The organism is Ornithinibacillus scapharcae TW25 (genome assembly GCF_000190475.1).
GTDB lineage: Bacteria > Bacillota > Bacilli > Bacillales > Amphibacillaceae > Ornithinibacillus > Ornithinibacillus scapharcae.
Map to the genome: position 1 here is coordinate 1 of NZ_AEWH01000051.1, position 24,961 is coordinate 24,961.

General features: G+C 38.1%; 26 protein-coding genes, 1 pseudogene and 1 riboswitch. Of the genes and pseudogenes, 3 read left to right on the plus strand and 24 right to left on the minus strand.

Annotation, left to right across the window (positions count from 1 at the left end; genetic code table 11):
• The 8 genes from purL to G5W_RS0113510 all read right to left on the minus strand — a co-directional run.
• A partial coding sequence (gene purL / locus G5W_RS0113475) for a phosphoribosylformylglycinamidine synthase subunit PurL (protein WP_010097454.1) occupies positions 1-1,439 on the minus strand: 1,439 nt, incomplete at its 3' end.
• Positions 1,423-2,109 (minus strand): phosphoribosylformylglycinamidine synthase subunit PurQ, encoded by a 687-nt coding sequence (gene purQ, locus G5W_RS0113480; RefSeq protein ID WP_010097455.1) that lies wholly within the window; start codon positions 2,107-2,109, stop codon positions 1,423-1,425. The genes purQ and purL, both read right to left, overlap by 17 nt.
• The gene (gene purS / locus G5W_RS0113485) at positions 2,106-2,357 is read right to left on the minus strand and encodes a phosphoribosylformylglycinamidine synthase subunit PurS (protein WP_010097457.1); all 252 of its coding nucleotides are present in this window, start codon (positions 2,355-2,357) and stop codon (positions 2,106-2,108) included. Before purS ends, purQ begins: the two co-directional genes overlap by 4 nt.
• Positions 2,354-3,067, minus strand: a complete 714-nt coding sequence (gene purC, locus G5W_RS0113490) for a phosphoribosylaminoimidazolesuccinocarboxamide synthase (protein ID WP_010097459.1) — start codon at positions 3,065-3,067, stop codon at positions 2,354-2,356. The genes purS and purC overlap by 4 nt, the downstream gene beginning before the upstream one ends.
• Before the next feature lie 5 nt (positions 3,068-3,072).
• A complete protein-coding gene (gene purB, locus G5W_RS0113495) occupies positions 3,073-4,374 on the minus strand; it encodes an adenylosuccinate lyase (protein ID WP_010097460.1) in 1,302 nt (433 codons plus the stop codon).
• A complete protein-coding gene (purK, locus tag G5W_RS0113500; protein WP_010097461.1) occupies positions 4,371-5,492 on the minus strand; it encodes a 5-(carboxyamino)imidazole ribonucleotide synthase in 1,122 nt (373 codons plus the stop codon). The genes purB and purK overlap by 4 nt, the downstream gene beginning before the upstream one ends.
• Entirely contained in the window at positions 5,479-5,970 is a 492-nt protein-coding gene (purE, locus tag G5W_RS0113505) for a 5-(carboxyamino)imidazole ribonucleotide mutase (RefSeq protein WP_010097462.1), read from the minus strand. The genes purK and purE overlap by 14 nt, the downstream gene beginning before the upstream one ends.
• A 251-nt stretch (positions 5,971-6,221) precedes the next feature.
• A riboswitch (purine riboswitch) is annotated at positions 6,222-6,321 on the minus strand.
• 166 nt (positions 6,322-6,487) lie between these two features.
• On the minus strand, positions 6,488-7,048 hold the full coding sequence (locus G5W_RS0113510) for a DUF2179 domain-containing protein (protein ID WP_010097463.1): 561 nt from the start codon (positions 7,046-7,048) through the stop codon (positions 6,488-6,490).
• 146 nt (positions 7,049-7,194) lie between these two features.
• Between G5W_RS0113510 and G5W_RS0113515 the strand changes: the two genes are divergently transcribed.
• Positions 7,195-7,629: an Hsp20/alpha crystallin family protein gene (locus tag G5W_RS0113515; protein ID WP_010097464.1), complete on the plus strand. Its 435-nt coding sequence runs from the start codon at positions 7,195-7,197 to the stop codon at positions 7,627-7,629.
• A gap of 65 nt (positions 7,630-7,694) precedes the next feature.
• On the opposite strand, the gene G5W_RS0113520 is transcribed toward G5W_RS0113515, so the two are convergent.
• Positions 7,695-8,882, minus strand: coding sequence for an MFS transporter (locus G5W_RS0113520; RefSeq protein ID WP_010097465.1), 1,188 nt, complete (start codon positions 8,880-8,882; stop codon positions 7,695-7,697).
• A 124-nt stretch (positions 8,883-9,006) separates the two neighbouring features.
• Between G5W_RS0113520 and G5W_RS0113525 the strand changes: the two genes are divergently transcribed.
• Positions 9,007-9,831, plus strand: a complete 825-nt coding sequence (locus G5W_RS0113525; RefSeq protein WP_010097467.1) for a MerR family transcriptional regulator — start codon at positions 9,007-9,009, stop codon at positions 9,829-9,831.
• 40 nt (positions 9,832-9,871) lie between these two features.
• Here the strand turns inward: G5W_RS0113525 and G5W_RS0113530 are convergent, their stop codons facing one another.
• From G5W_RS0113530 to adh, 3 genes are all read right to left on the minus strand, one after another.
• The gene (locus tag G5W_RS0113530) at positions 9,872-11,371 is read right to left on the minus strand and encodes a class I adenylate-forming enzyme family protein (RefSeq protein WP_010097469.1); all 1,500 of its coding nucleotides are present in this window, start codon (positions 11,369-11,371) and stop codon (positions 9,872-9,874) included.
• A gap of 150 nt (positions 11,372-11,521) precedes the next feature.
• On the minus strand, positions 11,522-11,884 hold the full coding sequence (locus G5W_RS0113535; RefSeq protein WP_010097470.1) for a DUF779 domain-containing protein: 363 nt from the start codon (positions 11,882-11,884) through the stop codon (positions 11,522-11,524).
• A gap of 131 nt (positions 11,885-12,015) precedes the next feature.
• Entirely contained in the window at positions 12,016-13,536 is a 1,521-nt protein-coding gene (adh, locus tag G5W_RS0113540; protein ID WP_010097471.1) for an aldehyde dehydrogenase, read from the minus strand.
• A gap of 55 nt (positions 13,537-13,591) precedes the next feature.
• On the opposite strand from adh, the gene G5W_RS24520 reads away from it, so the two are divergent.
• The gene (locus G5W_RS24520; protein ID WP_010097472.1) at positions 13,592-13,723 is read left to right on the plus strand and encodes a hypothetical protein; all 132 of its coding nucleotides are present in this window, start codon (positions 13,592-13,594) and stop codon (positions 13,721-13,723) included.
• A 102-nt stretch (positions 13,724-13,825) separates the two neighbouring features.
• Here G5W_RS24520 and fabG read toward each other — a convergent pair whose 3' ends face one another.
• The 12 genes and pseudogenes from fabG to G5W_RS0113615 form a co-directional block, all read right to left on the minus strand.
• Entirely contained in the window at positions 13,826-14,569 is a 744-nt protein-coding gene (gene fabG, locus G5W_RS0113550; protein WP_010097473.1) for a 3-oxoacyl-ACP reductase FabG, read from the minus strand.
• 14 nt (positions 14,570-14,583) lie between these two features.
• A complete protein-coding gene (phaZ, locus tag G5W_RS0113555; RefSeq protein ID WP_010097475.1) occupies positions 14,584-15,498 on the minus strand; it encodes an intracellular short-chain-length polyhydroxyalkanoate depolymerase in 915 nt (304 codons plus the stop codon).
• Between the two features lie 14 nt (positions 15,499-15,512).
• Positions 15,513-16,523: a 3-oxoacyl-ACP synthase gene (locus G5W_RS0113560; protein WP_010097477.1), complete on the minus strand. Its 1,011-nt coding sequence runs from the start codon at positions 16,521-16,523 to the stop codon at positions 15,513-15,515.
• Between the two features lie 15 nt (positions 16,524-16,538).
• A complete protein-coding gene (locus G5W_RS0113565; RefSeq protein ID WP_010097478.1) occupies positions 16,539-17,537 on the minus strand; it encodes a branched-chain amino acid ABC transporter permease in 999 nt (332 codons plus the stop codon).
• Positions 17,537-18,397 (minus strand): branched-chain amino acid ABC transporter permease, encoded by an 861-nt coding sequence (locus G5W_RS0113570; protein WP_010097479.1) that lies wholly within the window; start codon positions 18,395-18,397, stop codon positions 17,537-17,539. Before G5W_RS0113570 ends, G5W_RS0113565 begins: the two co-directional genes overlap by 1 nt.
• A 13-nt stretch (positions 18,398-18,410) precedes the next feature.
• A complete protein-coding gene (locus G5W_RS0113575; RefSeq protein WP_010097480.1) occupies positions 18,411-19,118 on the minus strand; it encodes an ABC transporter ATP-binding protein in 708 nt (235 codons plus the stop codon).
• Positions 19,102-19,867: pseudogene (locus G5W_RS22290) on the minus strand (ABC transporter ATP-binding protein). Before G5W_RS22290 ends, G5W_RS0113575 begins: the two are co-directional and overlap by 17 nt.
• Positions 19,868-20,244: 377 nt before the next feature.
• Complete coding sequence (locus tag G5W_RS0113595; protein WP_420178510.1) at positions 20,245-21,393, minus strand: substrate-binding domain-containing protein; 1,149 nt, start codon at positions 21,391-21,393, stop codon at positions 20,245-20,247.
• A gap of 292 nt (positions 21,394-21,685) precedes the next feature.
• Positions 21,686-22,387: a class I SAM-dependent methyltransferase gene (locus tag G5W_RS0113600; protein WP_010097487.1), complete on the minus strand. Its 702-nt coding sequence runs from the start codon at positions 22,385-22,387 to the stop codon at positions 21,686-21,688.
• Between the two features lie 140 nt (positions 22,388-22,527).
• On the minus strand, positions 22,528-23,505 hold the full coding sequence (locus tag G5W_RS0113605) for an HD domain-containing protein (RefSeq protein WP_010097491.1): 978 nt from the start codon (positions 23,503-23,505) through the stop codon (positions 22,528-22,530).
• Positions 23,506-23,660: 155 nt separating this feature from the next.
• Positions 23,661-24,005, minus strand: coding sequence for a YhfM domain-containing protein (locus G5W_RS21160; RefSeq protein ID WP_010097492.1), 345 nt, complete (start codon positions 24,003-24,005; stop codon positions 23,661-23,663).
• 237 nt (positions 24,006-24,242) lie between these two features.
• Positions 24,243-24,950, minus strand: a complete 708-nt coding sequence (locus tag G5W_RS0113615) for a hypothetical protein (protein ID WP_157998051.1) — start codon at positions 24,948-24,950, stop codon at positions 24,243-24,245.
• Positions 24,951-24,961 lie beyond the last annotated feature (11 nt).

The following is a 24,961-nucleotide window of genomic DNA, read 5'->3' on the forward strand; positions in this document are numbered from 1 at the left end:
GCTATCTTGCCTCCTGTTTCCGGATCTAAATAAATATAACGAGCGTTACAATCTGTTGTAATGGCTAATGCTTTATTTGTGCCTTTTATACGAATGACTGCAGCGTCTGATCCTGGTCCTAAAACTGTGTTTGTTTGTACCATCGAATCATATTGATCATAGACCCATTCCTTACTGGCAATGGTTGGCTGCTTTAGAAGTCGTTTTAGCATGTCACCATGATTATCCACTTTCGGCACCCTATTGCCAATCTTCTGAAACTCTTGAAAATACGTAGCCTCAAGAGCTGGTAAATGGTAAACAGGTGCATCCTCAGCCAAAGCATCTACTGGGATTTCTGCCTGAACCTTACCATGCTGGACGATACGAAATACTTTCTCTTCCACGACACGCCCCACTGCCACCGCATGCAGACCGTAACGATTAAAAATATCGATAATTTCTTGTTCTCTACCTTGTTTAACAACAAGAAGCATACGCTCTTGAGATTCTGATAACATTAACTCATAAGCAGTCATATTCTCTTCGCGTTGGGGAACTAAGTCAAGATTCATCTCGATGCCAGTTCCTGCTTTACTAGCCATTTCACTCGCAGAAGAGGTTAGACCAGCTGCACCCATATCCTGCATACCAACTAATGCATCGGAATGAATTACTTCAAGACATGCTTCAATGAGAAGCTTTTCCATAAATGGATCGCCAACTTGAACGGCAGGTCTATCCTTGGCTGCATCCTCCGCAAGGTCATCTGATGCAAAGGTAGCACCGTGTATTCCATCACGACCTGTTGGTGCTCCCGCATAAATCACGGTATTACCAATTCCCGTAGCTACTCCTTTTTGAATGTCTTCATGATTAATCAATCCGATACACATCGCATTCACTAATGGATTGTCTTCATAAGAATCATCAAACTGTACTTCCCCACCAACTGTAGGTATGCCAACACAGTTACCGTAACCAGCAATCCCATTCACGACCTCTTTGAACAGATATTTCACGCGGTCCGTCGTTAAATTCCCAAATCGAAGAGAGTTCATCAATGCAATGGGTCGTGCTCCCATTGAAAAGACATCACGGATAATTCCCCCAACACCTGTTGCAGCACCCTGATATGGCTCAACCGCTGAGGGGTGGTTATGACTCTCAATCTTAAACACAACCGCCTGTTCATCACCAATATCAATAATACCAGCTCCCTCACCAGGACCTTGTATAACATGTGGTGCTTTAGTTGGGAACTTCTTCAATAAAGGCTTTGATGTCTTATAACTACAATGTTCTGACCACATAACAGAGAAAATCCCGGTTTCGGTAAAATTAGGCAATCGTCCTAAGATTTTCTTAACCATTTCAAACTCTTGATCGGTAAGGCCCATTTCTCGGTATAACTTTTCCTGTTCCACGGTTTTCGGGCTAATCTCATACGTTTGTAACATAGCTGGACTCCCTCCAATTTTGTACAATTGATTGGAATAACATTAATCCGTCTGCACTTCCCAAAAGTGCTTCGACTGCACGTTCAGGGTGTGGCATCATTCCCAAGACATTTCCTTGCTTGTTCGTAATCCCAGCGATATTAGCTGTTGAACCATTCGGGTTGTTCCGGTAAGAAAATACAATCTGATTATTTGCTTTTAATGTTGCTAATGTTGCTTGATCACAGAAATAATTCCCCTCGCCATGTGCTATCGGAAAACGAACTATTTCCCCCTTTTCATAACCAGCTGTAAAGATTGTCTCATTGTTATCAACAATTAATTCTTCTTGGTGACACATAAAAGAAAGTGTCTTGTTTCTCATCAGCGAACCAGGAAGTAATCCTGCCTCAGTCAAAATCTGAAATCCGTTACAAACACCAAGTACCGGTTTTCCTTTTGCTGCATGCTCCCGAACCTGAACCATTACATCAGAAGAAGCTGCAATTGCTCCCGAACGAAGATAATCTCCATACGAAAATCCACCAGGCAAGAGAATACCATCATAGCTTTCTAGATTACTATTTTGATACCATACTAGGTCTGCTTCTTCATGTAACACTTCCTTTACAGCATGGTACATATCTCGGTCACAGTTGGAACCTGGAAAAACAATGACTGCAAATTTCACAGAACTTCAGCCTCCTCCAGCTCAACGCGATAATCTTCAATCACTGGATTTGCAAGCAGCTTTTCACACATTTCATGAACACGAACCGCTAGATTTGGTCCGTCTTCCACAGTAAGCTCCATATATTTCCCGACACGGACCTCCTCCACTTCTTGAAAGCCGAGAGAGTTCAGTGATGCTTGGATTTGCTTTCCTTGAGGATCTAGCACCCCTTGCTTTAGCGTTACAAAAACAGTTACCTTTCTCATACCCTAGCCTCCAGTCTCTGTAAAATTTTCTCGTATACTGTGATTAAGTCTCCTATCCCCTGCCGAAATACATCCTTATCCATTTTTTCCTTCGTTTCTATATCCCATAGCCTACAAGTATCTGGTGAAATTTCATCGGCCAGTATAATAGTTCCATCCGAAAGCAATCCAAACTCCAGTTTAAAATCTACTAAAATCAAGTTCATTGATCGGAAGAACCCCTGCAATACCGTATTAATCTCTATTGCCTTCGCTTTAATATCACGTAGTTCTTCCGCAGAAATGTTTGTTAAAAGCAAAGCATGATCATCATTAATTAAAGGATCATTTAAAGAATCATTTTTATAAAAAAGTTCCACTAATGGAGGGGAAAATGGTGTTTCCTCCTTGAAGCCTAGTCGTTTTGTAATACTACCTGTTGCTAGATTTCGAACAACCACCTCTAACGGAATAATGGTCGTTTTTAGGACGAGTTGCTCTGTTTCATTTAACTTTTTTACAAAGTGACTCTTGATGCCTTTTTCATGTAAATAAGGAAAAATAACAGAGGTAATTTCATTATTTAATCTTCCCTTACCTGGAAAGTTTTCCTTTTTCTTGCCATTAAACGCTGTCGCATCATTCTTGTACGACAATACTAATCTTTCGGAATCAGTAGTTGAAAGGTAAACCTTCTTTGCCTTCCCCTCATATAAAAGCTCTGCCTTCACGATAATCACCCCTGGTTTAAGCCAATGCGATTAAATATCACATCAACATTTTTTAGATGGTACGTATAATCAAAGCAATTCGCTATTTCATCATCTGTTAGTAAGGACGTTATGCGCTCTTCTTTCTTCACCAGTTCTCTAAAATGAATCTCTGTTTCCCAAGCTTCCATTGCTTTAGGCTGTACGATATCATAGGCCTCTTCTCTGCTCATCCCTTTGTCAATCAAGGCTAACAGAACACGTTGAGAGAAAATTACGCCGTGTGTTTTGTCGATATTGCGTCTCATGTTTTCAGGAAACACGGTTAGATTTTTGATGATATTTCCAAAACGATTTAACATATAATTCAGTGCGATGGTTGCATCTGGTAGGATGATTCGTTCTGCTGAAGAGTGAGAAATATCACGTTCATGCCATAACGAAACATTTTCATAAGCTGTTACCATATGTCCCCGTATGACTCTTGCTATCCCTGTCATGTTCTCTGAACCAATCGGATTACGTTTATGTGGCATAGCAGAAGATCCTTTTTGTCCTCTTGCAAAATATTCCTCTACTTCACGTGTTTCTGTTTTCTGCAAACCGCGGATTTCTGTCGCGAATTTTTCAATGGATGTTGCGATAAGTGCTAAAGTAGAGATATATGCAGCATGACGGTCACGCTGCAGGGTCTGGGTAGATACTGGTGCAGGGGAAAGCCCTAGTTTTTCACAAACATACGCTTCCACAAAAGGATCAATATTCGCATAAGTCCCAACAGCACCAGATAGTTTTCCAAACTCGATGTTACTTGCAGCTAACTCAAATCGTTCCAGATTACGCTTCATCTCTTCATACCATAAAGCAAGCTTTAAGCCGAATGTTGTTGGTTCCGCATGCACACCGTGGGTTCTTCCCATCATCACCGTATGTTTATGTTCGATTGCCTTGTTTTTAAGAATCTCCAAAAAGTTATGTACGTCTTTTCGTATAATTTCATTTGCTTGCTTTAATACATACGATAATGCTGTATCTACAACATCTGTAGAGGTGAGACCGTAATGCACCCATTTACGCTCCTCACCAAGTGTTTCTGATACGGCCCGAGTAAATGCAACAACATCATGTCTTGTTTCATTTTCGATTTCGTAAATCCGATTTATATCGAATGACGCATTCTCTCTAAGCTTCCTAACATCCCCTTTCGGAATAACCCCAAGCTCACTCCATGCTTCACATGCTAGTAGTTCCACTTCTAACCATGCCTTGAATTTATTTTCTTCCGTCCATATACGTCCCATTTCTTCTCTTGTATAACGTCCAATCATTTTTTTGCCTCCTCAAACATTTCCAGTTGTTTTTTATAATCTTCACCTATAAATGTAATATGCCCCATTTTCCGCTTTGTTTTTGGTTCATCCTTTCCATATAGGTGGACAAACCCATTACCTACTTTTGACATGGACCGTACTGTGGCTTCAACTGACTCTCCTAAAATGTTTACCATGGTAGCTGGTTCTAATAGTTTCACTGCTAGTAGCGGTAATCCACAGATTGCCCGAATATGTTGTGCAAATTGTGATATATTACAAGCTTCTATTGTAAAATGGCCCGAATTATGCGGACGTGGTGCCATCTCATTTAAATAGATAGACTCCCCATCGACAAACATCTCAATAGCAAAAGTACCTACTACTTGCATTCTTTCTGCTAATGTTCTTGCTGCTTGATAAGCTTTCTCCTCGACCTCAGGGGATATATTTGCAGGGACTGTCGTCTGGAACAGAATATGGTCCTGGTGCACATTTTCCGCTATTGGAAAAAAAGCCATTTCTCCTTCTGCTGTACGGGTAAATATAACCGATATCTCCCTATCAAAGGTTAACCAAGACTCAAGGATACAATGACCATGTTCCGCTACAAAACTCTCAAGTTGTTCGATGTCCTCTTGTTTATCTATCTTCAATTGCCCTTTTCCGTCATAGCCACCATGACAAGTCTTTACAACAACAGGCAGCCTAAAGTCCGCCAGAGCCTCCTTGCATTCACCAGGTTGATGAACAATCGTAAATTTAGGAGTTGGTAATCCAAGCTCGTTTATCAGTTTCTTCTCTTTTTCCCTATTTTGTGTTATTTCCAGTGCATATGCACCTTGTGGGAGTTTTCCGTTATTTTCTATGTAGTTTGCAGCATGTAGATCCACATTTTCAAATTCATACGTGATGACATCACTTTTCTCCGTTAGTTCCTTTATCGCGTTCATGTCATGATAAGCGGCGATGATATGCGCATCGGAGACTTGTGCTGCTGGACAATTTGGTGTGGGATCTAAAACGATAACGTTATAGCCCATATACTTTGCCGCCATAGACATCATACGACCAAGCTGTCCGCCACCAATAATTCCAATTGTTTGAGGAGGTAAAATAACTTTATTGTTTCGCAAGATCTTCCCTCATTTCTTCCACCTTAACTTTTAGATTGGAACGATAAATTGCTAGTCTCTCTGCTATTTCCGCCTGAAATGTTCCCAATATTTGCCCTGCTAATAATCCTGCATTTAACGCTCCTGCTTCACCAACGGCGACTGTTGCAGTAGGAATTCCACCAGGCATTTGAACAATGGAGAGTAGAGAATCTAATCCATTCAATGCTTTGCTTTGAACTGGTACACCAATCACTGGTAATGTTGTCTGGGATGCTATCATTCCCGGTAGATGGGCAGCACCGCCAGCACCTGCAATAATCACTTTCAAACCACGTTCTCTTGCTGTTTTGGCATATGTAAACATCTCATCCGGTGTCCGGTGTGCTGAAATAATATCTTTCTCATAACTTATTTCTAGTTCATCTAGGACGAAACAAGCATGCTTCATCGTTTCCCAGTCCGAAATACTTCCCATCACAACACTAACCATTGCCATATCTAATTCCTCCTTCATCATGTGAAGATAATCGTAAACAAAAAAAGGTCTATCCAACTCCCCCATGTTATGAGAGAAGATGAATAGACCTTATTGGGTCAACAAAAGTAGGGCAATCGATATCAATAGCACCTCTTTTGTATGGGCAGATTACGTTAGAAAATCTGCTTTTCATTGGCAGTTAGAGAAAGGAATCCTTCTCACCTACACAAGAAAAACTAACTCATTCGCAAGTAGTTTTTTCTAATTACCAATGACTCATCTTCCCTCATAGTCCGGCATTTACGGTGCCAGGTAGAAACTTCAAGGCCATATCCCAAGAAATATATGAGGGTCCGTATGCATTTGTTGAGTTTAGCATAACAAAGAACAATTTGATGGTCAATGATAAAATCGAACATTTTTTAATTATTTCAATCCATTGTTCGGTTTTATACAATCATTTGTATAATAATAGAGAGATTTCAAGTCCTTTCAGCTCGTTTTCATGCTTTTTTATAACAAGTTTATGCATAACTTATTGCTGTTTCTTCTTAGGATTCAGCAGCTTCCCCTTCCTGACTTGCTTCACCCAGAAACCTCCATGTATCTGTTTCGGCTCGTACGAGATTATAAACGCCTTTGGATCAATCATTTTAATTTCTTCATATAGTCTTAGTTCATATTTTCTTGGTGTTAAAATCTGCATTGATAAACGGTCTCCATCCATTCCATAAGCCGACCAGCTTGTAACACCGTAACCTTTCTCACGTAGTCTACGAGTAAAATTCAAGTCTGGATTCCCTGAAATAACATTGACTGTGATGTAGCCTAATGCTAATTTTTCTTCGATAATTGACCCAACTACAACACCTATCCCATAACCTAATGCATAGGCAATCACATTTTGTATTTCATTTAAATTGTCTAATACTAATCCCAATCCAAAGATATAGACAATAATCTCAAACATACTAACAAACGCAGCAACATAGCGGCGTCCTTTTAGTGTCAATATCATTCGAATGGTAAACATTGATACGTAAACCACGTTAACTATTAAAATAATGGTTACCATTATTAGTGCATGATCAAGCAAGTTATCACTCCTATTTTTAAACATAAATCATTTAGATGACTACAGACTGTACTTCAAGCTAAATATTTTTTAGAAAAGTAGGCAGACACCTATTTTCTAGAATTTGCATATAGTATGACTATCATACCGAAAAACGAGGTGTTATAATGGATCCATTTCAACAGATGTCAGATTGGAAACGAAACATGGACCATTTTTTTGGCGAACAGTTTTGGGATCAATTTGAAGGTATCCTTAAACCGACCATTCCCCAAATCAATCTTTATCAAACAGACAATGAAATATTATGTATTGCTAGTATTCCTGGATTAAGAAATCTAGATAAGATGGATATTTACGTAGATTATGCAACACTTGAGCTTCGTGGTGCAATTGATATCGGTCTTCAAGGTGGAACCGTTGTAAAAGAAGAAATATTACAAGGCGTATTTGAGCGTACCGTATCATTACCATTCCCAGTCCGTTCCGATAAAATCAAAGCAACTTACAATAATGGTCTGTTATTTATACAGCTACATCGTCTTATTTCTGATTCTAGTCGAAAAAATCGTGTGAAAATCGAGACCATCGATGATAAGTAAATACCCCCCAATAGGTGTGACCCAAATCACTTGCGGGCCATAACCTATGGGGGGTGTTTGTTTCATTATACTTCCTCTGTATTCTTTCGGATAACATGGGCTGGCATTTTCCAGAACATCGTTAATCCTATTCCGAAAACAAGTACGATTGCGGCAAAATAATACGGATAATTAATATCTATATCAAATAGGATTCCACCTAAAATGGGTCCGAAAATATTGGCTAAGCTTGTAAACATCGAGTTCATCCCGCCAACGAAACCTTGCTCATTCCCAGCGATGTTAGAAAGGTAAGATGTAACGGCTGGACGGAACAAATCAAATCCAACAAACACGATAAAGGTTACTAGTAATATAGAGAGATAAGAATTTACCATCGTCATTAAAAAGACGAGAGCAGCTGATAATATTAAACTATATCTAATCAGTTTAATTTCTCCCCATAACCGTGTTAGTCGATCAAATAGTACAACCTGTGCAACCGCACCAAATATAGCTCCACCGGTAATGACAATGGCTATATCAGTTGGTGTAAATTGGAACTTATGGTCTACAAATAAGCTAAAGAACGATTCAAAAGCAGCTAACCCAAACGAAGCAATAAATATTAAAATAAATGCAATGAAGTACATCGGAGCAAATATACGACCAATACCTGCCTTTTGTTCTGGAGCTTCTTCCTCTTCAAATTCTTTATTACGTTCTGGTTCAGTTAGTAAAATAATCGAAAGTATTCCAGCTACTGCTCCTAGTACACCAGCGAAGAAAAATGGTACTCGTATACCAAAATCAGCTAAAAACCCACCTATACCTGGACCAATTATGAATCCAGTACTAATAGCCGCCGACATATACCCTAATGCTTTCGGACGAGTATCCTTTGTCGTAATATCTACAATAAATGCTGTTACAGCTGGCATAATAAATGCTGCACTTATGCCCCCTAAAATACGTGAAACAAACAGAACCTCAATTTCCTTTCCTAGTCCAAATAAAAACTCCGAAATACCGAAGATAAAAAGACCAATAACCATCATAATTTTTCTACCAAATTTATCAACTGCTTTTCCTGCAATTGGCGAGAAGATTAATTGTGCAATCGCAAAAGCTGCTGTTAAATAACCTATTGTTTTCCCAGTAATTCCTAGTTCATTCATCAAAGACGGTAATACTGGTATGACAAGACCAATACCTAGAAAAGCAATAAATAAATTGAGTAGTAATAACCATAAGGTGACTTTTTTAGTTTTCATTTTTCTTTCTCCTTCATCTATATAAACAATTCTAAACACGTATGTTTAAAGCACTAATATTTATTTATTTACAACTAACTATCCTAATGTATATAGTAACTATATAGTCAAGGGGGGTATGCAAATGAATGAAAAAAATGAAAAATATCTAAGCTCAGGTGAATTTGCTAAGCTTTGTAAGGTAAACAAGCAAACTCTCTTTTATTATGATCAAATTGGACTATTAACACCGGTATTACGAAATGAAAAAGGATACCGCTTTTATTCCATTCACCAATTAGAGCTGTTTAATGTTATTGATTTACTAAAGGATCTCGGTATGTCACTAAGTGATGTCCAAGAATACATGAACAATAAATCGCCTGAGAGTTTTTTAACACTAATGCATCGTAAAAAAGATGAAATAGTGAAGATACGCAAAGAAATCGAAATGAAGGAAAGAATCATTAAAACCAAAATTAACTTAATGGAGGAAGCGTTACTTACGGATTTTAATCAAGTATCTGTTGAACAGCTTCCAGAAGCGACTCTTTATTTAAGCAGAAATATTGAGAATATCTCAAATGAGGAATTTTTTGAGGTTGTTTCGGACTTTATTGAAGAGCTTTATGTATCAAACCTAGATTCCGGATTTCCAATCGGCGTAATGACGAAAAAAGAACATATATTGAAGGGCGAATACACAAATTATAGTTATTTATATATGGAACAACCCAATCCTAAAGAAGGATATCCTTATTTCCAAGCTGTTAAAGGGGATTTTCTAATTGGGTATCATGTTGGGGATGACAAATCGATTCATAAAACTTATGAACGGCTTCTTGTGGAAATGGATCGATTAAATTTCTCTCTCGGAGATTATGTTTATGAAGAATATATTTACGATACAATTGTGAAAAATCATGAAGAAGAATTTGTAACTAAAATTATGATCCAGATACAGAAATAAGGAAAAAGCGTTAATCTAATTCAGATTAACGCTTACTTGTTTATCTATTACTTTTCTCAACAGAGTAAGTTGCTTTTAAATACGCTTTGTTCATCTTGCCCACATGGGTTTTGGGGATTTCATCTAAAAAGTAGAACTTCTTCGGAACTTTATATCGCGTGAGTTTTTGATTGCAGTATACTTTTAATTCTTCTTCTGTTACCTCCCCCTTTAGGGAAACAAACCCCGTAACAACCTCTCCCCATTTGTCATCTGGCAGCCCTACTACGCACGCTTCATCGATGAGTTCATGCGCCTCTAACCAATGCTCGATTTCTAATGGATAAACATTCTCTCCACCTGTTATAATCATTTCCTTTTTACGTCCAACTATATAAATATATCCTTCCTCATCCTGCTTTGCTAGGTCACCTGTATATACCCAACCGTCCTCTATTACCTCTGCTGTTTCCTGTGGCTTATTCCAATAATATTCAAAAGAATGATAGCCACGCAGGACTAATTCCCCAACTTCTCCGACATCTGCCTGCATTCCATCATCTGTCACTATTTTAATATCATTAAATATCATAGGTTTTCCAACCGACCCCATCTTCCGCACGGTGTCTATGGGATCAATATAAAAGTTATTTGGACCTGCCTCTGTCAACCCGTATCCTTCTTTAAAGGCGAGTCCTTTCTCCCGGAAGGCATCATAAATCTTATGTGGACATGGTGCCCCTCCCGAAACAAACACACGCATATGAGTAAAATCTGCTTCTTGAAATTCTTTCGTTTGAATGATCATATGGTACATGGTTGGAACAAATAACACTACGGTACATTGATACTTTAGTAAGTCTGCAACAGCTTTTTCTGGTTTAAACTCAGGGGACAGAACGACCTTCCCTCCAGCTAGCAATAGTGGCAATGTATAAACATTTAATCCTCCAGTATGGAACATTGGTGTGGTGATTAATGTTACGTCACTTGCCCCAAGATCCCAGCTTATTATCGTGTTCAACGCATTCCATAAAATAGACCGATGCGATAAAACAACCCCTTTAGGTTGTCCTGTCGTTCCGCCTGTATAGATGATTGCAAGCGGATCTTCTTCGCTAATTTCTGTTCGATCCATATGATTTTCATAATAGAGTGAATGACAATACTGGTTATGACTTATTTCCACTAATTCTGTGTTTATTGGAATCTGTTCCACTTTATGAATAAACGCAGGAGCAACTCCGATGATTTTTGGTTTGGAATCCTCCAATACATATACTAATTCTTCCTCACCTAGCCGCCAATTTAAGGGGATAAAAATAGCTCCAATTCGCATACAAGCAAAAAAGAAATCCAGATAACTGATATGGTTGGGAGCTAATATTGCTACAGTATCTCCCTTTTCAATACCATTTGTTAAAAAGAAGTTTGCTATGATTGTTGCACGTTCATGCAATTCTTTATACGTCCAAGAATCATCCTTTACAGCATCCACTACTGCTTGGGTATCTGGAGATATATTGACCCTACTCTGTAACCAATCTAAATTTGCGTACATCCCTATCCCTCCACTTTCTAAGAATAGTTTATAGAATAGGAGTTACAAGATGGTTACAGATGTGATATTTCTAGGGAGAGACATTATTTCCTGTTATGATAAAGATGCCAAACCTAGATTAAACTAGATTTGACATCTTTAGGAAAACGTTTATTTAGCCATATCTAATTCCGCTAATTCTTCCTCTGTGAATACTCTCGATCTCGTTAAGAACCGTTTTCCTTCGGGACCTTCAAGCGAAAACATGCCACCTCTGCCATTCACTACATCAATAATAAGTTGGGTATGTTTCCAATATTCATATTGATCCTTCGCCATATAAAATGGAGTATTCCCAATTTCTCCTAGAAGAACATCCGAATCACCAACACGGAATTCCTCTCGTGGGTAACACATAGGTGAACTTCCATCGCAACAGCCACCTGATTGATGAAACATTAAGTCTCCATACTTAGCTTTTAATTTCGCGAGTAGTCGAAGAGTTTCATCGGTTGCAGTTACTCGTTTGACCATTTTCCACACCTCTTCTACCATTTTTACTACTATATGCGAAGTTTCGTTACCTGAAGCCTATATGCACTCACTTTCCACATAACCAAGATATCCTCTTGAAAGTGAAAATAATATCGATAGTCACTTATCTATTAAAACAACCCAACTGGTCCCTCGCTATAGCTTACTAGAAGGTTTTTTGTTTGTTGGTAATGGTCAAGCATCATTTTATGGTTTTCTCTTCCAATTCCAGATTTCTTATATCCACCAAACGCTGCATGGGCTGGGTATTGATGGTAACAGTTAGTCCACACTCTTCCTGCTTCAATTCCACGACCAAATCGATAGGCAGTATTAATGTCACGACTCCATACACCCGCACCTAAACCATATAACGTGTCATTGGCAATCTGCATTGCTTCATCCTTATCTTTAAAAGTTGTTACAGAAAGAACTGGTCCAAATATCTCTTCCTGAAAAATCCGCATTTTATTATTACCTTTAAAAATGGTTGGTTTCACATAATATCCTTCTGACAATTCTCCTTCTAAGGAATTGACCGTTCCACCAACAAGTACCTCAGCCCCTTCTTGCTTTCCAATTTCTAGGTAGGAAGAAATCTTTTCCATTTGTTCTGAAGAAGCTTGGGCTCCCATCATCGTTTCCGTATCTAAAGGATGACCTATCTTAATTTGATTGACTCGCTCGATTGCTCGTTCCATAAAGCGATCATAGATAGATTCATGAATCAAGGCTCTTGATGGACAAGTACATACTTCCCCTTGATTTAAGGCGAACATAACCAAACCTTCAATCGCTTTATCTAAGAAGGAATCGTCTTGATCCATTACATCCTCAAAGAATATATTTGGTGATTTCCCACCCAATTCTAAAGTAACTGGAATTAGATTTTCTGATGCATACTGCATAATCAATCGTCCGGTCGTCGTTTCTCCGGTAAAGGCGATCTTCGCGATACGACTGTTTGATGCAAGCGGCTTACCAGCTTCAAGCCCAAACCCATTCACAATATTTACTACCCCTGGTGGCAGTAGGTCTTGAATCAACTCCATTAACACGTGAATCGAAGCTGGTGTTTGCTCTGCTGGTTTTATCACAACGCAATTTCCAGCTGCTAGTGCAGGTGCCAATTTCCAAGTTGCCATTAAAAGTGGAAAATTCCATGGGATAATTTGTCCCACTACTCCCAATGGTTCGTGAAAGTGATAGGCAACGGTATCATGATCTATTTGACTAATTCCTCCTTCTTGCGCTCGGATAGCTCCTGCAAAATAACGGAAGTGATCAATCGCAAGAGGTAAATCCGCCGCTAAGGTTTCCCTAACTGCTTTTCCGTTATCCCATGTTTCAGCAACAGCTAGCATCTCTAAATTCTCTTCCATTCGATCAGCAATTTTGTTTAAAATATTGGCACGTTCGCTGGCAGAGGTTTTTGACCAGCTTTCTTTCGCTTCATACGCTGCATCAATTGCCGCTTCTACGTCCTCTTTAGTCGAACGAGCAATTTCACAGAATACTTGACCTGTAACAGGACTAACATTTTTAAAATATTCGCCATTGGCTGGTGGACGATATTCGCCACCAATAAAATTGTCATACCGTTCTTTAAAGTTTACTAATGCCCCATCTGTATTCGGATTTGCATACTTCATATAATAATTCCCCCTCAACTATTTTGATGAAGAAACTAGAAGAAGCTTCTATTAAATGGCTATTCCAATTGGTAGGAATTTATTCCTTAATGGTAAACTTTTACCACTCGCTAAAGAAGGGCTTGATATCGCTGAAATTCATCCCAAATTCGCTAAAGTTCTGATTGGTTTTGCTAAAGATTCCTAAATCCTCGCCAAAGATTATGTCAACCCAACAAGTTCCTGGTGGCTACAAACAGATTTAACAACAAAGAAAAGCGCTTGGACTCTTAATCCAAACGCTCCCCTATTACATCATAATCCCGCCATCTACATGTAACACATGCCCATTTATATAATCCGATTCATCCGAAGCTAAAAATAAATAAGCATTAGCAATATCTTCTGGTTTTCCTAAACGGTTCATTGGTACCATTGCCTTCATCTTATCAATCACTTTGTCAGGCATAGCGGATACCATTGCAGTCTCTGTAAACCCGGGGGCAACAGCATTTACATTAATACCTTTACGCCCTAATTCCTTTGCCCATGTTTTGGTCATACCGATCAGTCCAGCTTTTGCGGCAGCATAATTTGTTTGACCAACATTACCGTAAGTTCCCGTTACTGATGATGTATTGATGATTTTGCCTTTTCCTTGTTCAAGCATGGATGCTAATACTGCTTGTGTACAATTAAATACGCCAGTTAGATTGACATCAATGACCTGCTTGAACTGCTCTAGTGTCATCTTTGATAGCATCGCATCTCTTGTAATACCTGCATTATTTACCAAAATATCCACTTTGCCGTATTCGGTAATCACTTGCTTAACCATCTCATCAACACTTTCAGGGTCCGATACATTCACTTGTACAAATCTAACACTTAGCCCTCCCGCTTTTAATACTTCTTCACTTTCTAATCCTTTTGTTTCATCGAAGTCAGCAATTACAACATTTGCTCCTTCTTTGCCAAATTTACGAGCTGCCTCATACCCAATTCCATTTGCGGCACCAGTAATGATTGCTACCTTATCTTGTAATCTTTTCATCCCCAAAAACTCCTCTACCCATTATTGACACTTGATACCCCAGAAAAGAACTCCTCCATTACCGTTAATAACTGTTTAAGGTCGTCTATTAAAGGTGAATGACCGCATCCATTTAATTCTTTATAAATGGCCTTATCACCAAAATCTTCTATTATCTCCTGCGTCATATCCTTTGTAACGACTAAATCATGCTCCCCCCAAGTAATGAGAACAGGCACCGTAATATCTTTCACACGATTTGCCCCATCTGTTAAGCCGTTATGAACCGCACTAATATTAAATAGATTTAATGCTTGGTATACTTCGGCTAAATTCCGTTGTGTTGTCATATCTTCCAAGTATTTCAGGTAACGCTCTTCATCTGGACGATTATGGTTGTAAATGACCATATCCCAGGTCTGGCGTAATATATCATAATTCTTCGTATCATAAGCATGTTGAACCGTCTTATATTTTGTATCTCCATAGATTTCGTCCATTGTGCTAACTCGATTATTCCGGTCTGGCATCCCATCTTCCCCTAGCGGATAATAACCGTAACCCCGAGTAGAGCCTGAAGCTAGTAAAAATAGCCGCGAGCAATAACCAGGGTAGTCTGCACAGAATTGCATACTAACAGTACCGCCCATAGACCAGCCAACTAATGTGAACTCTTTTATTCCAATCAAATCTACCCACTGCTTTAAATCCTCAGAGAAATCTTTAATTGCTGTGATTTTCTGGTGATAACTAGATTGTCCGAATCCTCGTAAATCTATTGCATATAACTTATAGTTTTCTGGTAGATTCTCGATTACGACATCCCAATGAACAGAAGAGGTCATATTGCCATGTACAAGAACAACGATTTCCTCTCCACCTTCTCTTTCCCGATAAGCAATCTCCTCACCATTTGGCAAAACAACTTTTTTCAATTCCACATGCGACACTATTATAACCTCCCTTAATTTCCCCACTTCACAATATTAGCTCCCCATGCATAGCCAATGCCTGCTGAAACCAAAACAACGATATCTCCTTTTTTCAACTTTCCTTGCTGCTCAGCTAGCTGTATGGAGAGAATCTGGTCTATTTGACCAATATGCCCATAGTCTTCAAGATAAATAGACTTATCATGGCTAACCCCTAATTGGTCAAGCACATATAAATGAGCTGACTTTTTCATGTGTAGCATTGCAATATAGCCGATATCCTTCTTTTGATAGCCACTTTTTTCTAATGCTTTTTCAATACATGTAATGAAATTCTTCATCGACTTTTCTTCTAGTCTTTCCTTCATTCCTACTGGATCTATTACATCCAATTGATATAATCCCGCTTCCAGTGTTTCTTTTGTAATCGGATTCTTTGTTCCGCCAGTCGTGACATAAACATCTTCTGAAAATGCTCCATCGGTAATGAAATGAGACTCTAATAAATGATTCTCTGGATTGCCTTTTTTTAGAATTATAGCTCCGCCGCCGGCACCAAGATTGTACATAAATCTAGTTCTAGGGTTCTTATAATTAATAAAATCCACATTGCGATATCCACCAGCCAGAAGAACGGTATGAATGCTTGGATCTGCGAGCATCATATCCTTTGCAACCTTCAGCCCCATTACGGTTGTTCCACATCTAAGAGCCGTATCAAATGCCCAAGCGTTTTCTGCACCAACTTCATGCTGCAATTTAATCCCAGCTGTCCAGAGTGGATATTCTTTATGCTCTTCGCCTATATACATCACTAAGTCAATCTCTTTTGGGTCTATACCAGCCCTATCAATCGCTTCCTTTGCAGCTCGAATTCCCATTTCTACTGTGTGATCATCTTCATCGGGAATTGGCTTTTCCTTTATTCCCATCTTTTGTTCGACAACCTTGAGTGGAATTCCTGCTTGTTCCGAGATTTCAACTGAAGTCATGCGTTTATTAGGTAAATAGACACCCGTGCTTAGTATTCCTACTGTTTCCATCGATACTTCCCTCCCCTAACTAGCTCTTTTCTTCTCCAGCACATTCGATTTCGAACGACCGGATAACTTTGCCCGAATCGTACCAACTATTCCTAATGGGAAGAAAATAACAACAAGAATATAAACTGTTCCATACAGAATAATCCAACGCTCAAAGATCCAATGCACATTTGCTAATCCAGAAATCCAGTGATGCGCTAACTCGATTAATGCTGCACCAATAATCGGTCCAACTAATGTTCCTACTCCACCGATAATTGTCATTAATAACACATCAATCGTGACATCTGTATGGAACACGCTCGTGTTGACAAAACGTAAAGACAGCATATAAAGGACACCTGCAAAGCTAGCAACCACACCAGCTACAACACTAACTAGCACTTTATAATGAAGCACCTTATAACCTAGTGATTCTGTTCGACTTTCATTTTCACGAATCGCAACTAATACCCGTCCAAACGGTGAATTCGTTAACCTTCTTAAACCAAAGAAAATCAAAACTAAACAAACTAAACTAACGATATACATGACCGTTGAGTCTCTTAATATTTCCGGTATTCTAAAGGTAAATCCATCATTACCTTTTGTTAGATCACGCCATTTTTCCGCTGCAACAAGAAATAATCCAGCAAATGCGAGTGTTAGCATGGCATAGAAGTGACTCTTTAACCGGAGCGTTAAAATTCCTACGATAAAGCTAACAATAGCAGCAAACAATACTGCAACTCCTATTGCTAAAACCAACCCTAGAATATTAGCATCAAAACGGTCCATAAAAATAGCCGTCGTATATGCGCCTATTCCAAAGAACATTGCATGACCAAAGGAGATAATCCCTGTATAACCAAGCAAGAGATCATAGCTCATGGCAAAAATAGCAAAAATAAAGATTTGGGTGATCATGAATTGCACACTTCTGCCAGTCAAGAAGAACGGTAGAATCAGCAATAATGCAGCAATTCCGAGATAAATCATATTACTTTTTGTCATCATACGTGTGATCAAGTTCATCACCCCTTCACCTTAAATAAACCTTGAGGTCTAAAAATCAAAACAATTGTCATAATGAGCATATTCACAGCAAGCGACAGAGCTGGTACATAATAGGCCATGAACGCCTGTGCTAGCCCAACTAATAACGCAGCAAACAGTGAACCAGTAAAGCTTCCCATACCACCAATTACAACCACAATAAAGGCAAGAATCGAAAACTCCAGTCCCATCTCAGCATATATCACTCCAGAATACGGAGCATGGAGAACACCACTAAGCGCTGCAAGTGCTGCCCCAACCATGAAGACAGCCATGAAAACAAATCGAATATTAATCCCAAGTGTTTGAACCATTTCCCGATTCATAACCCCCGCACGCACAATCAAACCGATTCTAGTTTTCTTCAATAGGAAGAAGATGGTGAAAAATAGGAGTAACCCCACAATTATGATGAATAAACGATATTTAATTAGAATGACATCGCCAATTTGAAAACTGCTCGCCAACCATGCCGGTGGATCAACCGCTTTCTGATCAGGGCCAAAAACAACTTTAATTAATTCCTGTAATACAAGCATGAAGCCTAGGGTAATTAAAATCTGTTGAATATGGTTACCATACACAGGTCTGATTATTAATCTTTCTGTAACGAGCCCCAGAACTAGACCCGTGAGAATTGCTAGAATAATAGCTAAGATGAAGCTATTCGTAGCCGTATAAATCCAAACACCAGCATAAGCACCCCAAATAAACAGCCCTCCATGTGCAAAGTTCAAGACACTCATTAAACCAAAAATTAATGTTAATCCTGCTGCAAGGAGGAAAATCAACATACCTGTTGCTAGTCCGTTAACACCTAACGTAACGATTAAGTCCATGCATTTTCCCTCCTTACGATACCCCTAGATATTTTTTCATGAGGACCTTATCTTGTCTCAAATCTTCCATTAATCCATTGTGCACGGTTTGCCCATCATCAATGATATAAAAGCGGTCCCCTATTTTACTCGCCATATGAAAGTTTTGCTCGACCAATAGAATTGTCGTTTTTTCCTTCATTTGTAAAATGGTTTCCATTACTTTCTCTACAACGATAGGTGCAAGTCCTTTACTTGGTTCATCAATCAATAGAAGGTCATTTTCATTCACATATGCTCTAGCAATGGCTAACATTTGCTTTTGTCCACCACTTAACTGGCCACCGGGTTTCTTCCAGAACTTTTTCAAGTCTGGAAATAAATCGAGTATCCAGTCTAATCGTTCGGTTGTTTCCTGATCCTCTCGTTTCATTGCAACACGAAGATTTTCGCCAACGGTTAAGTCTTCAAAAATACCTTGGTCTTCCGGCACATAACCAATTCCCTTATTAGCTATTAAATGTGGTTTTAAATTAGCAATCTCCTCGTCCTTAAACAGAATGGAACCATTGTGAACTGGGTTTAACCCCATAATCGTTCTTAATGTAGTCGTCTTACCCGCACCATTTCTACCCAGTAAGACGGTTACCTCCCCGATTGGTACTTCGAAATTAATATCATGCAGAATATGAAATTGTTGGATATTAGCCTTAACCTTGGATACCTTAAGTAAGTTGTTCATCGTACATTCCTCCTAGATATGCTGATTGGACGGTTTCGTTTTCAACTATTTCTCCTGGCGTACCTCTTGCAATTAACTCTCCATGGAACAGTACGAGGACTTCATCAGACAGGTCCATAATCATATCCATCTTGTGCTCAATTAATACAATGGTTCTGTCTTCTTCTTTTTTATCTGTTTAATGACTTCTATAATTGCCGGGACTTCTTCTAAAGACATTCCCGCAGTTGGTTCATCTAACAATAAAATCTCTGTTTCTAGCGCTAGTAGCATTGCAATTTCTAGTTTTCTCTTTTCTCCATGTGCTAGATTTGCGGCAACATAGTCTGCTTTATCGTCTAGTAATACGCGTTCTAAAATCGTATGTGCCCTTTGTTCAAACTTTTTATAATTTAAGTAATGCTTCACCATTTGATATCGAACATTTGCCTGCGATTGAACGGCTAAACGAACATTCTCTAGAACTGTTAAATTAGGGAATACATTCGAGATTTGAAAGGACCTGCCAATACCGAGCCTCGTTCTTTCCGTAGCAGACTTTTTGGTTATTTCTTTTCCTCGATAAAAGATGGAGCCTTCTGTTGGAGATAGTTGCCCACTTAGTAGATTAAAAAATGTGGTTTTCCCTGCACCATTGGGACCGATAATCGAGGTGAATTTTTTTCGGGTATTTGAACTGTTACGCTATTTACCGCGGTATGTCCCCCAAAGTTGATGGTTAAGTTCTTGGTTTCTAATAGGAACGTCATGTAGGTCCTCCTTTATATAGTGATTTGTGTCATAATTCTAGAAGTTAAGAATTAGTTCAAGCAATTATGCGCATACTAATTTGGCAAAAAAACCGCTCCGGAAATATACTTCGCGTTCACTTCCAGTACAGGGGCGACATCTGCTCGACAACACCGTCGCAGTGTCTACCTTGCCGCGGGCGGCTGGTGAGCCTCCTCGTGCTTACGCACTGCGGGGTCTCACCGATGCCTTTCCTCCCGCAGGAGTCTACGTATATTACCGGAGCTTAATCAGTGCCTAGTACGATATTTGAAAAATATAAACTTGTTAATCCTAACCTCATCTCGATTGATGATAATAGCTTCACCAAAAGTATTTCTGTAGGATTTACACACCCTTATTTCTCGTTCATTATTGGTGGTGCGGTTTCTTCTGGTGTCAATACTCGGTTTAATACTGGCACAGGGTAATCAAACCCATCTTGTTCTTCCAGTGTAACCGCATACAATTCTTGTAATGCTTGGTGGTCTTCTGGACGGAATGTCATGGTTCCTTTCGGTGTTTCAAAACTCATTCCTTCCATTGTTTCAATTAATGTATCCGCATCTGTATCGCCCTCTGTCTTCTTAAGTGCTTCCACAATGGCGATTGCCGCACTCATGCCACCTGGTGTGAATAGATCTGGCACTTCCCCATCAAAACGTTCCTTATGCTCTTTTACTAACCAGTCATTTATCTCATTGTCAGGAAGCGTATGGTAATAAACTGAGAAACCTTCCATACCGATTAATGCATTCATTGTAGCTAGTGCAGGAATATCCGGTGCACCAGTTGAGATTTTGATTCCTTGCTCTTGAAGCTTCATATCAGCAATTTGGTTCCATGGGGAGTTCGCTCCTGCCCACACAACAAAAAGATAATCTGGGTCTGCTTCAATAATTTTTTGGATATTCGCTGTAAAGTCTGTTGCAGCTTGATCAGCGAATTCTTGGTGAACAATATCAGCGCCTAGCTCTTCAGCTGCTGCCACAAATGCAGATACACCATCATGGCCAAATGAATAGTCCGGTGCTAGCGTTGCAATTTTCACCCCTTCACCTGCAATGGCAGCAGCTGCTGCAACAGCATCCTGTGAAGAGTTACGAGCCGTACGGAAAATATAATCATTATATTCAGATCCTGTAATACTATCAGCCACAGCAGGTTCGACAATCATAATCTTTTCATATTCCTCTGCAAGCGGTGTTACGGCCAATGTATCACCTGAGCTTGAAGATCCCACTAGAAAATCTGCCCCATCATCCTCTAATAGTTTCAATGCCTTTTGACGAGCAACCTCCGGGTCTGTTTCCGTGTCTTCAATAATAACTTTGATTTTCTTACCGGCAACCTCCATCGTTCCATCTGTTGCATATTCAAGTCCTAACTCAAATCCTCTGGTTGTCTGCTTCCCGTAAGATTCTAAAGCACCTGTTACAGAAGCAAGTACACCAATTGTAATCGTATCATCTGAATCTCCCGGTGATTCGTTACCGCAAGCACTCATTACAAGTATGAAACTGATCATAACTAAGAATCCTATTAATCTTATTACCTTCATCATTAATCCCCCTCCAATTGTGGTGAAACTTAAGGAAATCATAGAACAAGGTAGTTACAGAGAAGTTACAAAGAAGAGAATTGCATATCTTCCATAAAGTAAAGTCGATTCCACTGTTACTAAGTTCTGTTCTCGAAAATAAGTTAAACAGCAAACTAAAACGCCCAGAACAATCTGAGCGTTTTAGTTTGCTGTTTAATTTTACTTAATTTACTAAAGCATCCTTAGTAAAATTTCGTTACTTTCTCACAACGAAAGTAATAGCATTTGTTTTTAACAAAACATCTCTTTCATCACGAACAATTTTATATTCCAATTGTTTTACTAATTGATTAACTACTTCCCAACCAAAATATATTTCCTTTAATTTACTCAACATATCTTCTGTTTTAATGTTTATTTCCATCATTGCATCTAATTTCTCGTTTGTATCAATATCAATTTCTTCTACTTCTGAATTAACAATGATACAGTTTAGTCCTTCATTTTTTGTTCCCGAAGCCATTTTTCTAACTACATCTTCAAAAATATCTTCTGATTCAACATGCTCTAAAGTTGAAACGGCAACGATTAGATCATATTCATTTTTAGCAATATCGTAATGACCTATATCTGTTTTTATTGTTTCAATTACTTCTTCTACCTCATACTCTTCGCTATATAGTTTTAATTTATCTATTGCAGAATCCAATAAATCTACACAGACAACCTTTCCATTTTTACTTTTAATTTCTTTTGCAATTGGGATACTATTTCTTCCTACTCCTGAACCTAAATCAAGCACTTTAGGATTACTTTTCCCTTCGAGCAATGGTAGTAAATCTATTACTGTTTTAACTGGTTTGTATAACCAAGTACCTTCCTCAAATAATTTATAATTTTCATAACAAAAATCATGGTATTTCTTTTCTTCTTTACGAATTAATGCAACTCTACTCATAAAAAACACCCCGTATGATTTCACTTCTTTTCAATTAATATACAAATCTTTCTTTATCACTTCTACCAAAACTACCATATCAGACTTGGTAGATTCATAAATAATTGAACCTGCTAGCTCGGAAAAGATTAGACAATATCTTAGTTAGATTTTATTCTTATAAACATTCCTCTAGTGGCTTTTTCATATGCTTCATTATTCCTTACTCTTATATTTTCTGATAGTTTCGAGGCTGGTATTAATTTGTTATCCATTAAAATGCAAGGGTCTATAATACGAACTTTCTTTTTTTGATGTATATCGTAATTTGATCTATCCTCACTTACTCTTACATTTGGATTCAGTTTACTTATCAAACTTAGTAGTTCCTTATCTTCTGATGCTTTTATTTTAGCTATCAATTCATCATCTTTTTTTAGGAAATCATGATGATTTATAATATTTTTCTCCATCGATAGCTTTAAGGTTTTAGCTAACATAGCATAACCATAAATATTTAATGGGTCTAAAAAGAAATCAATAACTTCTTTGTAATACGTCTCAACGAACCATTCAGCAGTTTCTATACTACGAAGATACATTTTCCCGTCTCGAACTAATAAGTTTTCCAAAAAACGATAGACCTCTTCAAGAGTTATATGTCCATACATATACATATCACAAAGAGTATAATCTACCCTATCCGCACATATTTCTGGAGCCGGCTGTTCTAACAATGTCCACTTTGTATCATCACACAATATATCCTCATAGTCGTAGTTATATTTAGCTAAAATAGCGGGGATTTTGGAATTTTTAACAAAAGAACTAAATATCTCCTCATGAAAGTCCTCTTCTTTATTCTCAAAAACAAAATCAATTACATGAGAAAAAGCTGTATGGGAAACATCATGCAATAAACCTGCAATTTGCTCTTCTATAGATCCACCAAGTTTTTTTATTAAAAGCATGACCCCTACTGAGTGGTCAAAACGTGTTACATTCCACTTTTTATTAACCAAGTAACTTGCCCCACCCTGATGAATACCCTTTAGTCTTTGCATTGGCTCACTTAAAATTAATTCTTCTATTACTTTATCTACTTCAAATTCGCCATATATATTATCGTTTATAATCAATATTTCCACCATGCCTTCGGATAAAATAATAATGTGAGTTAGATGAATAGTTATTTCTTCTTCCACTAAAATACCCTATAGTTAAATAACGAGTACATCATTTACTTCAAGTAACGTACCAGTTAGTTAAAGGGTAAATAAGATGTGGAACTTTTTCATAATACTTCTCCTGTTAAAATTTCATATAGGTCTGCTGAATCTTGCTTTGTTAATTTCACATATCTACCATTATCCATAACTATCTCTAGATTTTCACCATTTGGGCTTATCCATAATAAGTAAGAAGCTATTTTTTCTTCGCTACTATTATAATTACCGGATGGAAATTGAAATCGGTAGTCTGCATAGCCTGCCATTTCAACTTTTGTATTCTCCCAATTAGCATTTTTAACAATAGCTATTGCTTTTTTCACCTGCTTCTTTTGAGTAACTTCTCTGAAGTCTTCAAAATTGTTTTCTTCACCATTTCGTTTTTGGATCGTTACTTTTTGCCCAATCATTTCATTCAAAAACCCAAAAATAATTAATAGAATACCAAAAAAGAAAGTAACAGTACTATCTTTCTCATTCTACTCCCTCCTTGCTTAATACTACTCGAATTAACCTGTTAAGATAGTTCAATAACTTCACCTTCAATAGGACCCTATTCATAAAACAATTTTTACAGAAAAAGGCGATCGATTTTGATCGCCTTAATTAGGAAGAATAAGTGCACTTTTACCATATAAAAGCGTTCATTAATTCCTCAGGTTTCTTAAAAACTCATATAACCCTTCAACACTATAATCTTTGAAAATGAGTTCTTTTTCATTAAACACAAGCATTGCTGGAAATTGTTTGATTTCCATTTCTTCTTTATAATCTACAATATAATTCTCATCATAAAGTACCCATGAAGCTGAAGGGCTATATTCTGTCCCCTCTAATATTTTCGTCACATTATCATACAATGGTTCATACATCTCCTCGGGTAATGGTGTCCCATTCGTATACATAATGACAATATTAATCCCATCTTTCTGAGATAGAAGTCGTGCGTATTTTTCTTCGTATGACATTTCTAATAAGATAATTTGGTTTGGTTGACCTTCAAAATCATTCCCTCTTGGTGGATTGACTAACACTTTTTGTCCTTTTTTTATATCGTCAATAAATGCTTCCTTCTCGTTTTCATGTTTAATAAGAGTTTTGTCTGTTATCAAAGCTGTATATGAATAGCCCTCATCTGTCATATCAGGACCTTTTCGGCCTCGTTTTTCCCATTCCGAAATATCAACAACAATGCTATTCTCACTTTTATTAACTTCCGATACTGTTCCAATCATTTTATCATCTTCATAATGACCGTAAGGATATTCTTCATGAACTTCTGTACTATTCGTGCAAGCTGAAATAAATGACATGCTAATTAGAGAAATTATGATAAATAATATTCTTCGTAACAAGTGACTCGCCC